Source organism: Stenotrophomonas sp. CASM106 (assembly GCF_049384825.1).
GTDB classification, from domain to species: domain Bacteria; phylum Pseudomonadota; class Gammaproteobacteria; order Xanthomonadales; family Xanthomonadaceae; genus Stenotrophomonas; species Stenotrophomonas muris.
The window spans coordinates 43,858-54,177 of sequence record NZ_JBMRFS010000001.1; the positions used below are offsets into that span (position 1 = coordinate 43,858).

The 10,320-nt window shown below is 68.3% G+C and carries 13 protein-coding genes; 11 read left to right on the plus strand and 2 right to left on the minus strand.

Annotation, left to right across the window (positions count from 1 at the left end; translation table 11 throughout):
• Positions 1–115 precede the first annotated feature (115 nt).
• The 11 genes from moaA to VG556_RS00260 all read left to right on the plus strand — a co-directional run bounded on the left by moaA (position 116) and on the right by VG556_RS00260 (position 7,963).
• Positions 116–1,096 (plus strand): GTP 3',8-cyclase MoaA, encoded by a 981-nt coding sequence (gene moaA, locus VG556_RS00210; RefSeq protein WP_100450187.1) that lies wholly within the window; start codon positions 116–118, stop codon positions 1,094–1,096.
• An 8-nt stretch (positions 1,097–1,104) separates the two neighbouring features.
• Positions 1,105–2,103: a bifunctional molybdenum cofactor biosynthesis protein MoaC/MoaB gene (moaCB, locus tag VG556_RS00215; RefSeq protein WP_100450186.1), complete on the plus strand. Its 999-nt coding sequence runs from the start codon at positions 1,105–1,107 to the stop codon at positions 2,101–2,103.
• Complete coding sequence (gene glp, locus VG556_RS00220) at positions 2,100–3,353, plus strand: gephyrin-like molybdotransferase Glp (RefSeq protein ID WP_100450185.1); 1,254 nt, start codon at positions 2,100–2,102, stop codon at positions 3,351–3,353. Before moaCB ends, glp begins: the two co-directional genes overlap by 4 nt.
• On the plus strand, positions 3,353–3,613 hold the full coding sequence (locus tag VG556_RS00225; protein WP_005409914.1) for a MoaD/ThiS family protein: 261 nt from the start codon (positions 3,353–3,355) through the stop codon (positions 3,611–3,613). The genes glp and VG556_RS00225 overlap by 1 nt, the downstream gene beginning before the upstream one ends.
• Positions 3,614–3,616: 3 nt before the next feature.
• Entirely contained in the window at positions 3,617–4,117 is a 501-nt protein-coding gene (locus VG556_RS00230) for a molybdenum cofactor biosynthesis protein MoaE (RefSeq protein WP_100450184.1), read from the plus strand.
• Entirely contained in the window at positions 4,083–4,649 is a 567-nt protein-coding gene (gene mobA / locus VG556_RS00235) for a molybdenum cofactor guanylyltransferase (RefSeq protein ID WP_238381461.1), read from the plus strand. The genes VG556_RS00230 and mobA overlap by 35 nt, the downstream gene beginning before the upstream one ends.
• Complete coding sequence (locus VG556_RS00240) at positions 4,646–5,011, plus strand: hypothetical protein (RefSeq protein ID WP_014647390.1); 366 nt, start codon at positions 4,646–4,648, stop codon at positions 5,009–5,011. Before mobA ends, VG556_RS00240 begins: the two co-directional genes overlap by 4 nt.
• Positions 5,012–5,079: 68 nt before the next feature.
• Complete coding sequence (locus tag VG556_RS00245) at positions 5,080–5,856, plus strand: helix-turn-helix domain-containing protein (protein ID WP_100450182.1); 777 nt, start codon at positions 5,080–5,082, stop codon at positions 5,854–5,856.
• A gap of 18 nt (positions 5,857–5,874) precedes the next feature.
• A complete protein-coding gene (gene modA, locus VG556_RS00250; RefSeq protein WP_100450181.1) occupies positions 5,875–6,618 on the plus strand; it encodes a molybdate ABC transporter substrate-binding protein in 744 nt (247 codons plus the stop codon).
• A gap of 3 nt (positions 6,619–6,621) precedes the next feature.
• Positions 6,622–7,305: a molybdate ABC transporter permease subunit gene (gene modB / locus VG556_RS00255; RefSeq protein WP_005413347.1), complete on the plus strand. Its 684-nt coding sequence runs from the start codon at positions 6,622–6,624 to the stop codon at positions 7,303–7,305.
• Positions 7,295–7,963, plus strand: a complete 669-nt coding sequence (locus tag VG556_RS00260; RefSeq protein WP_032959962.1) for an ATP-binding cassette domain-containing protein — start codon at positions 7,295–7,297, stop codon at positions 7,961–7,963. The genes modB and VG556_RS00260 overlap by 11 nt, the downstream gene beginning before the upstream one ends.
• 138 nt (positions 7,964–8,101) lie before the next feature.
• On the opposite strand, the gene VG556_RS00265 is transcribed toward VG556_RS00260, so the two are convergent.
• Positions 8,102–9,631, minus strand: a complete 1,530-nt coding sequence (locus tag VG556_RS00265; protein WP_100450180.1) for a diflavin oxidoreductase — start codon at positions 9,629–9,631, stop codon at positions 8,102–8,104.
• Positions 9,628–10,056 (minus strand): PAS domain-containing protein, encoded by a 429-nt coding sequence (locus VG556_RS00270; protein WP_005409905.1) that lies wholly within the window; start codon positions 10,054–10,056, stop codon positions 9,628–9,630. The genes VG556_RS00265 and VG556_RS00270 overlap by 4 nt, the downstream gene beginning before the upstream one ends.
• Positions 10,057–10,320 lie beyond the last annotated feature (264 nt).

Genomic DNA, 10,320 nt, shown 5'->3' on the forward strand with positions numbered 1-10,320 from the left:
CAGGCTGCGTGCCTCCCGGGTTGACGCTTTCAACGCCCCAGCGCACTCTGCGGGCTGGGGTCGACAACCCGTTCAGGGGCAGGGCTGCAGGGTGGTACCAGGAGGCGGAACAGCCATGAGCCAACTCACCGACAGCTTCGGACGCAGCTTTCCGTACCTGCGCTTGTCGCTCACCGAAGCCTGCAACTTCCGGTGCAGCTACTGCCTGCCCGACGGGTACCAGGCCGATGGCCACCCGCGTTTCCTGCAGGTGGAGGAGATCGGCCGCCTGGTGCGGGCCTTTGCGGCGCTGGGGATGAGCAAGATCCGCCTGACCGGTGGCGAGCCCAGCCTGCGCAGGGATCTGGACGAGATCATCGCCACCGTGGCGGCGGTGCCGGGCATCCGCAAGGTGGCCATCACCACCAATGGCACGCTGCTGCCGCGGCGCCTGCCGGGCTGGCACCGGGCCGGCCTGACCGCGCTGAACGTGAGCATGGACAGCCTGCAACGCGAGCGTTTCCACACCATCACCGGGCACGACCGCCTGCCGGAGATCCAGCAGGGCCTGGCGCTGGCGCAGGCGTTGGGCCTGCCGGCGATCAAGCTCAACGCGGTACTGCTGCGGGGCCTGAACGACGACGAGCTGCCGCAGTGGATGGACTACCTGCGTGACCGCCCCTTCAGCGTGCGCTTCATCGAGCTGATGCGCACCGGCGACAACGAAGCCTATTTCCAGCGCTACCACCTGCGCGCCGACGTGGTGGTCGAGCAGCTGCTGGCCGCGGGCTGGCACCAGCGTCCGCGCGCGGCCGACGCCGGCCCGGCGCGCGAGTTCGGCCACCCCGACCATCGCGGCAGCATCGGCATCATCGCCCCGTATTCGCGTGACTTCTGCAAGGGCTGCAACCGCCTGCGGGTGACCGCCAAGGGCGACCTGCGGCTGTGCCTGTTCGGCGAGTTCGGCGTACCGCTGCGCCCGCTGCTGCAGCGCGATGAGGACCACGACGCGCTGCTGGCACGCATCACCACCCAGCTTGGCCTGAAAGCGGCCGGGCATGGACTGCACCAGGGCCAGACCGGGCTGACCCCGCACCTGGCCTCCATCGGAGGATGAGCAACACGATGAGTGGGGAATTGAACGCGGCCTTCCACATGGCCGATGTGCGCAACAAGCGCATCAGCCGCCGCCGTGCGGTGGCGGTGGGCGAGCTGCATGCCGGTCCAGTGGCCTATCCGCTGATCGTCGAGCGCCGCCTGCCAAAGGGCGATGCGCTGGTGATGGCCGAGATTGCCGGTCTGCAGGGCGCCAAGATGGCGTCGATGCTGATGCCGCTGTGCCATCCGCTGCCGCTGGAACTGGTGCAGGTGTTCTGCGCGCCGGTACCGGAACGGCAGGCGATCCGCGTGTGGTGCGAGTGCGCCAGCGAGGCGCGCACCGGCGTGGAGATGGAGGCACTGGCCGGCGTCAACGCGGCGCTGCTGACCCTGTACGACCTGAGCAAGCCGGTGGAACCGGCCCTGCGCATCGAAGGCATCCGCCTGCTGTTCAAGGAGGGCGGCAAGCGCGGTGTCTGGCTGCACCCGGACGGCATGGACGAGGCCGAGCGTGAGCGGTTCAAGCCGCGTGCGCCGAAGGGCCTGGAAGGCGCGGCCTGCGCGGTGATCACGCTGAGCGATCGCGCCAGCGAAGGCACCTATGAAGATGTCTCCGGCCCGACCCTGGTGACCGGGCTGAAGAAGCTGGGGGGCGAGGTGGTGGCCGCCGAGGTACTGCCCGATGGCATCGAGCCGTTGGCGGGCCGCCTGCAGGCCTTGGCCGCCGAGGGCGTGCGCCTGTGCCTGTGTACCGGTGGTACCGGGCTGGGCCCGCGTGACCTGACCCCGGAGGCGCTGCGTTCGTTGAATGCGCGGCCGGTGCATGGCCTGGCGCAGATGGTGCGGGCACTGAGCGCACAGCACACGCCGATGGCCTGGCTGAGCCGCGCCGAGGTGGTGCAGCTGGGCAACATGCTGGTGTTTGCATTGCCGGGCAGCCCGAAGGCGGCGGCGCAGTGCCTGGACATCCTGGCGCCGGTACTGGGCCACGCCCTGGCGATGGTCGAGGGGGATGGCCACGCATGATCCCCTACAGCGATGCCTTGCAGCACCTGCTGGACGCGGCCACGCCGCTGCCGGCCGAACGCCTGCCGCTGCACGAGGCCGGCGGCCGTACCCTGGCCAGTGACATCCACAGCGGGCAGTCGTTGCCGCCGTTCGACAATTCGGCGATGGACGGCTTCGCGCTGCGCGCCAACGGTACGGCGTTCGAGGCCGGTACCGAATTCGCGGTGCAGGGCTGGCAGGCGGCCGGCGATGCCGGTGCCGAAGGCGGCGAGGGTACCTGGGAAATCATGACCGGTGCGCGCATGCCGGTTGGGCTGGATACGGTGGTGCCGGTCGAGAATGTGGAGATCCTCGCCAGCGAGGACGGCCGCCCGACCCGCATTGCCCTGAAGGGCACGGTGAAGCCCGGCCAGAATGTGCGCCTGCGTGGCGAGGATGTGAGCGACGGCGAGCGCGTGCTGCAGGCCGGGCAGGTGCTGGACGTCAACGCGCGCACCTTGCTGCATGCGATCGGCGTGGGCGAGGTGGCGGTGGTGGCGCGGCCAAAGGCAGCGGTGATCGCCACCGGCAAGGAGCTGGTGACCGAGGCGGCGCAGGCGCTGGAATCCGGGCAGATCCGTGACAGCAACCGGCCATACCTGGTCGGCCGCCTTCAGGCCGCCGGTGCCGAGGTGGTCTGGCAGGGCACGGTGGGCGATGAGGTGGCCGCCTTCAATGCCGTACTGGATGCAGCGCTGGACGCGGGTGCGCAGCTGTTGATCAGCACCGGCGCGGTGTCGGCCGGCCGCTACGATTTCATTCCCGACGCGCTGCGTGGCCGAGGTGCGCGCATCGTGTTCCACAAGGTGGCGATCCGTCCTGGCAAGCCGTTGCTGTTCGCGGTGCTGCCCAATGGCGCGCTGTACTTCGGCCTGCCGGGCAACCCGGTGTCGGCTGCGGTGGGCCAGCGCTTCTTCGTCGAGCCGGTGCTGCGCCGCCTGCTGGGGCTGGCACCGGAGCAGGTGCTGATGTTGCCGCTGCAGGCCGACGTGCGCACGCCGCCGGGCCTGCGCTTCCATGCGCGGGCCCGGGTGGAAGTGGACGCGCAGGGCCGCCTGAGTGCGCGCGTGCTGGCTGGGCAGGAGTCGTTCCGTTTGATGTCCATGCTGCAGGCCAATGCCTGGGTGGTGCTGGACGGCGAGGGCGGTCTCGCCCCTGCCGGCACGCCAGTGCGTGTGCAGGGCTGGGGTCATCAGGACCCTGTGCAGCTGGCGAGCCAGGAGCCGTGATGAGACAGGTGAATCTGCAATTGTTCGGTGCGTTTTCCGATCTGGATGCCAGCCGCGAGATCGCCGTGGATGTAGCCGGTGGCACCGTGGCCGATCTGCGCCAGGCGCTGCGAGAGCTGCTGCCGCTGCGTTGGCCGGGTTTCCGCGCGGGCCTGCTGGACTACTCGGCATTCGCCGATCAGCAACGCGTGCTGCGCGACCACGAGGCGCTGCCCGACGATGGCCGGGTGGCGATCCTGCCGCCGGTGAGCGGGGGCTGAGCGATGAGCGAGACGATCATCGCCAAGGTCGTGGACCGCGCGCAGGCGGCAATCGATCCGGCCGAGGGCATCGCGGCGGTTTCCGATCCGGGCTTCGGCGGCATCGACGTGTTCATCGGGAAGGTGCGCGACGTCAATGTGGGCCGGCGAGTGACCGGGATCACCTACGATCTGTTCGAACCGCTGGTGCTGAACGAATTCAAGCGGCTGGCCGCCGAGGTCGAAGCCACGTTCGGTCCGAAGCTGAAACTGTATGTAGCGCATGCCAAGGGCCGGTTGGGCATCGGCGATGTGGCGGTGGTGGTGGCCGCCGGCAGCCCGCACCGTGACGAAGCGTTCCGGGCCTGCCGGCAGTTGATTGAAGTGGTCAAGCACCAGTGCCCGATCTGGAAGCAGGAGCATTACGAGGACGGCGACAGCGCGTGGAGCGAGGGTTGCAGCCTGTGCCATGCGGACGGCGAACCCGGCCATGACCATGCGCACGATCACGAACATGCCCATTGATGGCATCGTGCTGGCCGGCGGCCTGTCCAGTCGGATGGGCCGCGACAAGGCGCTGCTGCCCTGGCACGGCCGCACGCTGCTGGAACACATGCGCGGCCTGCTGCTGCAGGCCGGCGCCGGGAGGGTATGGGTGAGCGGCGACTACCCAGCTTTTGGTGGCATCCCGGACCGGGTCGCACGCTGCGGCCCACTGGGCGGCCTCTACAGTGTGGCGATGCAGATGCCAGACGGCCCCGCCTGGGTGGTGCCGGTCGATACGCCGCGGGTGACACCCGCGCTGTTGCAGCGGCTGCAGGCCGATCAAGGGCGTGCCTGCACGGTATTCGACGATGAACCGTTGCCGATGCGGTTGCAGATCGATGATCATTGCCGCCGCGTGCTGCAGGCCTTGATCGATGATCCGACGGCGCGCCGTTCACTGCGCGCCCTGCAGGAACGCCTGGGCGTGACACGGATGCCACTGGCGCCGGAGGATCAGGCGTTGCTGCTCAACTGCAACACCCCGTCGGAATGGGAGTCCATCACAGCATGAAGGTCCAGCTGCAACAGCAATCGATGCGCCTGCGCGTGGATGAAGAAGAACTGGCAGGATTGCTGGCCGGCGAATCAGTGGAGAACCTGACGCGCTTTGGTGGCAGCGGTGGCTGGGGCGTGGCGCTGTCGCTGCATGCCGGCGATCAGGCGGTGCTGCTCGATGGCGGGACATTCTGCCGGTTGGTACTGCCTCGCCAGGCCGTTGAGTCGCTGGCGGGCAGGCTGCCCTGCCGGGATGGGCTGGGCTTCGGTATCGCGTTGGATGACGACAGCATGCTGCAGCTGCAGTTCGACGTGGACGTGCGCGACAGCATGCGGCAGCGTGGCCCGCAGCGGCGTTCCGAACCCGCGCCAGAGTAGGTGCACGTTGCGCAGGGCCGGGCGGTGCGCTGTCGTATGATGAGGGCCTTCGTTCCTGCCTCGCTGCAATGCCTGTGAACCCCTCCGCTCCCTCTGCGTCCCGGCCGGCCACGCCCAATCCGGCAGCGGCCGATGACGGAGACGCGCTGCACTTCTGCAGCACCTGTGCGTTCTCCGACGCCTGCATGTCGCAGGGCTACGACAAGACCGCGCTGGGCGAGCTGCATGTGCTGGTCGACCACGTCGGCCCGTTCCAGGCCGGCGACTACCTGTTCCGTGCCGGCGATCCGTTCGACTCGATCGCCGCGGTGCGTGCCGGCATGGTCAAGACGTTCGTCGATGACAGCCAGGGCAACGAGCAGGTGCTGGGTTTCAGCCTGCCGGGCGAGGTGATCGGGCTCAATGCCATCCACGGCGCGCGCTTCCCTTGCAACGCCGTGGCCCTGGACACCGTCTACCTGTGCCGGATCTCGTTTCCGCGATTGAGCCTGCTGGCCACGCGCATGCCGGGGTTGCAGGCGCGGCTGTTCAGCCTGCTCAGCGCCGAGATCGGCAAGGTGGCCACGCTGGCCGCCAACCATCGCACTGAGGAGCGCATGGCGGCGTTCCTGCTGGATCTTTCCGAGCGCTATGCCCGGCGCGGATTCTCCGCCACCCGTTTCAACCTGAGCATGGCCCGCACCGAGATCGCCAACTACCTGCGGATGGCGCCGGAGACGGTGAGCCGGGTACTGCGCCGCTTGAGCGACGACGGTGTGATTGCGGTGAACCAACGTGAGATGCTGTTGCTGGACCCGGACCGGCTGGCGGAACTGGCCGTAGCCCGGGACGCCGGACTGGACTGATCAGGCAGGGGGCTGGGCATGAAGCGAGCGGCATTGTTGTGGCTGGGCCTGCTGGCCACGGTACCGGCCTGGGCGGCCGACCTGACGGTGTCGGCGGCTTCGAGCCTGACCGAGAGCTTCCGCGAGCTGGGCGCGGCGTATGAGAGGGCGCACCCGGGAACCAAGGTCGATTTCAACTTCGCCGCATCCGGCGTGCTGCTGCAGCAGATCAGCCGTGGCGCACCGGTGGATGTGTTCGCGTCGGCCGATGAAACCACGATGGACCAGGCCCAGCAGCAGGATCTGCTGGCGGCCGGTACCCGCGAGGTGTTCGCGGTGAATGCGCTGTGGGTGGTGGTGCCGCCGCAGGCCAAGGCCGCGCCGCGTACCTTGAAGGATCTGGCCGGTGCCGGCGTGCAGCGCATCGCACTGGGCAACCCGGACAGCGTGCCGGTCGGACGCTATGCCAAGGGCGCGCTGGAAGCGGCAGGCCTGTGGCCGTCGGTGCAGGGCAAGACCATCACCACGCAGAACGTGCGCCAGTCGCTGGATTACGTGGCGCGCGGCGAAGTGGACGCCGGCTTCGTCTATGCCACCGATGCGCAGGCAATGCCTGATCGGGTGCGCCGCGCCTTCGCGGTGCCGGTGGCGGGGCGCATTGCCTATCCGCTGGCGGTGACCAAGGCCAGCGCGCAGCCCGCCGAAGCAAAGCGCTTCACCACCTTCGTGCGTTCGGCACAGGGCCAGGCGATCCTGGCCAAGCACGGGTTCGGCAAGCCCTGAGGCATGGATCTCGACTGGAGCGCACTGTGGTTGTCGCTGAAGGTGGCCGGCTGGGCCACCGCGATCAATCTGGTGCTGGGCGTGGCACTGGGCGCGCTGCTGGCGCGTCGGCGCTTTCCCGGCCGTGAGCTGCTGGATTCGCTGCTGACCCTGCCGATGGTGCTGCCACCGACGGTGCTGGGCTATTACCTGCTGGTGCTGATCGGTCGCAACGGCCCGATCGGCGCGTGGCTGCAGTCGTGGTTCGGCATCAACCTGGTGTTCACCTGGCAGGCGGCGGTGATCGCGGCGGCGGTGGCTTCGTTGCCGCTGGTGTTCAAGCCGGCGCGCGCGGCGTTTGAGGAAGTGGACGGGCAGCTGGAGCAGGCCGCACGCACGCTGGGTGTGTCCGAAGCGGCGGTGTTCTTCCGCATCACGTTGCCGCTGGCCTGGCGCGGCATCCTCGCCGGCCTGCTGCTGGCGTTTGCGCGCGCGATGGGCGAGTTCGGCGCGACGCTGATGGTGGCGGGCAGCATTCCTGGCCGCACGCAGACGTTGTCGATCGCCATCTACGAGGCGGTGCAGGCCGGACAGGACGGCAAGGCCAATGCGCTGGTGATCCTGACCTCGGTGGTATGCATCGTGATCCTGTTGCTGGCCGCGCGGCTGGTAGGCGGGCGTCGCCGGGAGCTGCGCGATGTGGCTTGACCTGCAGGTGCAGCGCCGCCTGCAGGCGGCCGGCCAGGATTTCGTGTTGGACGTATCGCTGCAGTGCACGCAACGCCAGGTGGTGCTGTTCGGGCCCTCGGGCGCGGGCAAGAGCCTGACCTTGAAGGCGGTGGCCGGCCTGCTGCGGCCGGGCCAGGGCCATGTGCGCGTGCAGGGACAGACCCTGTTCGATGCGGCCACCGGTGTGGATCTGCCGCCGCAGCGCCGCCGGTTGGGCTACGTGTTCCAGGATTACGCGCTGTTCCCGCACCTGAGCGTGCGCCAGAACGTGGCGTTCGGGCTGCAGAAGGGCTGGTTGAATCCGCGCGTGGGTCAGCGATTCGATGCAGTGGAGCAGTGGTTGCACGCCTTCCGCATCGACACGGTGGGCGATCTGCTGCCATCACAGATTTCCGGCGGACAGCGCCAGCGTACCGCGCTGGCGCGCGCGCTGGTGACACAGCCGCAGGCGCTGCTGCTGGATGAACCGTTTTCCGCGCTGGACCATGATCTTCGCCATCATCTGCGCCAGGAGCTGGAGACCGTGCTGGACAGGACCGGCATTCCGCTGCTGTTGATCAGCCATGACCCGCAGGATGTGGCCATGTTCGGCCAGCAGGTGGCGCGCGTGGTGGATGGCCGCATGGTCGGCAATTGACCCGTGATGGACGCGCCGGCGATGGTTGGGCACATCTGATGGTAGTGCCGGCCGCTGGCCGGCAACCAAGGGATCCTGAGCAGCCGGCCAGCGGCCGGCTCTACCGGTTCAAGGTCCGTGCGGTCCGGTGGTCATGGATCAGTACAGCTCACAGTGCGTGCGGCCTTCATTGCGCAGCGCGTCCCAGCGTCCCTCGCCGCCGATGGCATCGATGGCCTCGCGCACCGCGCCCTCCAGATGGCGCTTGTTGCCGCACAGGTACAGATGCCCACCGCGGGCCAGCACATCGCGCACTTCATCGCCGCGCTGCTGCAGCACATGCTGCACATAGATCTTTTCGGCGCCATCGCGCGAGAACGCGGTATGCAGGCCGGCCAGCACGCCACGCGTACGCCAGTCCAGCAGCTGGTCACGGTACAGGTAGTCGTGCTGGCGGTGCTTCTCGCCAAACACCAGGTGCACTTCGCGTTCGCAGGCGTTGGCCTGCAGTTCCTGCAGCAGGCCCATCAAGGGTGCGATGCCGGTACCGGTACCGACCAGCAGCAGCGGTGCCTCGCCGGTATCGGGCAGGTGGAAGCCGGGGTTGGAGCGGCAGTACACACGGGCATGGTCGCCGCCATGCAGGAGGCTGCCGGTGGCAGTGCCGAAGCGTTCGCGGCCGCGCAGGGTGTAGCGCACTTCGCGCACGCACAGGCTCAGCTGGTCGTCGCACGGGTGCGAGGCGATCGAATAGGCACGCGGCAGCCGCGGTGACAGCAGTTCGCGCAGCCGGGCAAGCGGCACGCTGTCCGGCGTGGCGTGGTCCTGCAGCACGTCCAGCAGGTCCAGGCCGTGCAGGTAGGCGTCCAGCTCGCGCTTCTGGCTGACCTTCAGCAGGCCCTTCAGTGCCTCACTACCGCCCAGCCGGGCCAGTTCGCGCAGCACGCCCTTGCTCAGCAGGCGCAGCTCGCGGTCATGCAGGGCGGCCACGGCGGTGGTGTCGCCGTACCAGGTGGCCAATGCCTGCAGCAGGGCAGGGTCGTTCTCGGGCACTACGTGCAGGGTGTCGCCCGCGCGATAGGCCATGCCACTGCCGGCAATGTCCAGTTGCAGGTGCCACGCGGCCGGGTCGCTGCTGTTCAAGCGGCGGCGTTCGAGGATGCGCGCGGCAAAGGCATTGTCTTCGCCATAGGCGGTGACCTGCAGGTGCAGGTGCTGGCCAGCGCTGAGGTCACCCTCCAGCACCTGGCCCAGCACCGGCTGCCATTGCTGGAAGAACTGCTCGTAGCCCAGGTCGGCGTCCACCCGCTGCAGCAGCGGCTGGGCCTGGCGCTCGCTCAGTGCAACATCCAGCGCCTTGGTGAAGCCGCAGAAACTGGGGTAGCCGGTGTCACCAAGGCCGAACACCGCATAGCGCAGGCCGCGCAGCGTCGGGGTCTGGCGCAGTGTTTCGAAGAACTGCTCGCCATTGGCCGGCGGTTCGCCATCGCCGAACGAACTGGAGATTGCCAGCAGCACATCGCCTTGGCCGAGACTGGCCACGTCGATGTCGTTGAACGGGAGTACCTGCGGCCCGTGCAGCTGCAGGCCCGCGCCCAGGCGCTGGGCCAGGGCGCGGGCGTTGCCCGACTCGGACGCGAAACCCACCAGCAGGCGGCTGAAGGGCGTACTGGTCGGGAGAGCGTTCACGCGGCCTCGTAGAAGTCGTCGAACTTTTCCTTGCTGAACTCGACCAGGTCGTAGTTCTGCATCAGGTCGTTCACCACGCGGCGGATGCTGATGTACGAGGTGATGTTGCCGTCGGCGTCGAACAGCGGCTGCACGGTGGTGTCGACCACGTAGAGCACGCCGCCTTTGCCAAGGTTGGGCACGATGCCGGTCCAGGTCTTGCCGGCCTTGATGGTGTCCCACATGTCCTTGTAGACGGCCTTGGGCACGTCCGGGTGGCGCACGATGCTGTGCGGCTGGCCGATCAGTTCCTCGCGGGCGAAGCCGGTGAGCGTGCAGAACAGGTCATTGGCGTAGGTGATGTTGCCCTGCAGGTCGGTGGTGGAGATCACCATGACGTTCTGCATGGCGTTCAGCAGCTGGGCGTTGTCGGGGGTGTAGCTCATCGCAGGGTCCTTGTGGATGCCGGCAGTGCCGGCGTGTTCGGGTCCTGCATAGAAATACGCCCGCGCGGCGGCGGGCGGTTTGACATTGGTCAAGCGCGTCGCTCGATGGCCTGCGACCGGGTGTCGCAGGAAGAATCTCTGTAGAGCCGAGCCCATGCTCGGCTCACGCGGCAAACGGGATTGCCGGCAGCCGGGCGCGGGCTCGGCTCTACATGAGAGACACGGGCAGGAGGCGGGCGCCTGTCATGTGTACTGAGCTCATGA

Bases quoted from the DNA above. Each gene is read 5' to 3' on its own strand.
- VG556_RS00270 (WP_005409905.1), bottom strand. From the start codon at position 10,056: ATGAGCTACACCCCCGACAACGCCCAGCTGCTGAACGCCATGCAGAAC.
- VG556_RS00240 (WP_014647390.1), top strand. From the start codon at position 4,646: ATGAAGGTCCAGCTGCAACAGCAATCGATGCGCCTGCGCGTGGATGAA.
- VG556_RS00230 (WP_100450184.1), top strand. From the start codon at position 3,617: ATGAGCGAGACGATCATCGCCAAGGTCGTGGACCGCGCGCAGGCGGCA.
- VG556_RS00225 (WP_005409914.1), top strand. From the start codon at position 3,353: ATGAGACAGGTGAATCTGCAATTGTTCGGTGCGTTTTCCGATCTGGAT.
- modB (WP_005413347.1), top strand. From the start codon at position 6,622: ATGGATCTCGACTGGAGCGCACTGTGGTTGTCGCTGAAGGTGGCCGGC.
- VG556_RS00260 (WP_032959962.1), top strand. From the start codon at position 7,295: ATGTGGCTTGACCTGCAGGTGCAGCGCCGCCTGCAGGCGGCCGGCCAG.
- VG556_RS00245 (WP_100450182.1), top strand. From the start codon at position 5,080: ATGCCTGTGAACCCCTCCGCTCCCTCTGCGTCCCGGCCGGCCACGCCC.
- moaCB (WP_100450186.1), top strand. From the start codon at position 1,105: ATGAGTGGGGAATTGAACGCGGCCTTCCACATGGCCGATGTGCGCAAC.
- mobA (WP_238381461.1), top strand. From the start codon at position 4,083: ATGACCATGCGCACGATCACGAACATGCCCATTGATGGCATCGTGCTG.
- glp (WP_100450185.1), top strand. From the start codon at position 2,100: ATGATCCCCTACAGCGATGCCTTGCAGCACCTGCTGGACGCGGCCACG.
- modA (WP_100450181.1), top strand. From the start codon at position 5,875: ATGAAGCGAGCGGCATTGTTGTGGCTGGGCCTGCTGGCCACGGTACCG.
- moaA (WP_100450187.1), top strand. From the start codon at position 116: ATGAGCCAACTCACCGACAGCTTCGGACGCAGCTTTCCGTACCTGCGC.